1 protein-coding gene is annotated in these 600 nt (G+C 60.0%); it reads left to right on the forward strand.

From position 1 onward, the window contains the following. Positions 1–91: 91 nt before the first annotated feature. Positions 92–382 carry a GIY-YIG nuclease family protein gene (locus tag K3F48_RS23960; RefSeq protein ID WP_222577942.1) on the forward strand — a complete coding sequence of 97 codons (291 nt, stop codon included), beginning with the start codon at positions 92–94 and terminating at the stop codon, positions 380–382. Positions 383–600: the final 218 nt, after the last annotated feature.

Consider the following 600-nt stretch of genomic DNA (forward strand, 5'->3'; position numbering starts at 1 on the left):
ATTAGAATCAATGTCATGCGCTTGTACAACCAATTTTTGTGCCGGACAGCCGTGGGCTTGTCCCGGCCATCCACGCCCCGCACACTGCGGCATGCGTGGAGGATGGGTCTACATCGTGACCAACCGACCGAACGGAACGCTCTACACGGGCGTGACGAACGATCTGTCGCGCCGAGCCTTCGAGCATCGCGAACGCCTCTATGAGGGCTTTACGAAACGCTACGGATTGACGCGGCTCGTGTGGTACGAGCGCCATGAGGATATCCGCGATGCGATACAACGCGAGCGGAATATGAAACACTGGCGTCGCGCGTGGAAGGCCAGGCTGATCCTCGATATGAATCCGGATTGGCGCGATCTCTATGAGGAGCTTGCCCGATAGCGCGCGAGCGGAGAGGCGTGGATGGCCGGGACGAGCCCGGCCATGACGCGGGTAGGGAACTGCGAGACTCCGGGCGCCCTGCGGCGGCACGGCATGCAAACGTCTCGAAATGCGCCAACGACGTCATGGCCGGGCTTGTCCCACGGCTGTCCGGCACAAAAATTGGTTGTACAAGCGCATGACATTGATTCTAATCCAGTCCTGAGTTTGGCGACTCG

The organism is Methylosinus sp. Sm6, from assembly GCF_019802345.1.
Lineage (GTDB): Bacteria > Pseudomonadota > Alphaproteobacteria > Rhizobiales > Beijerinckiaceae > Methylosinus.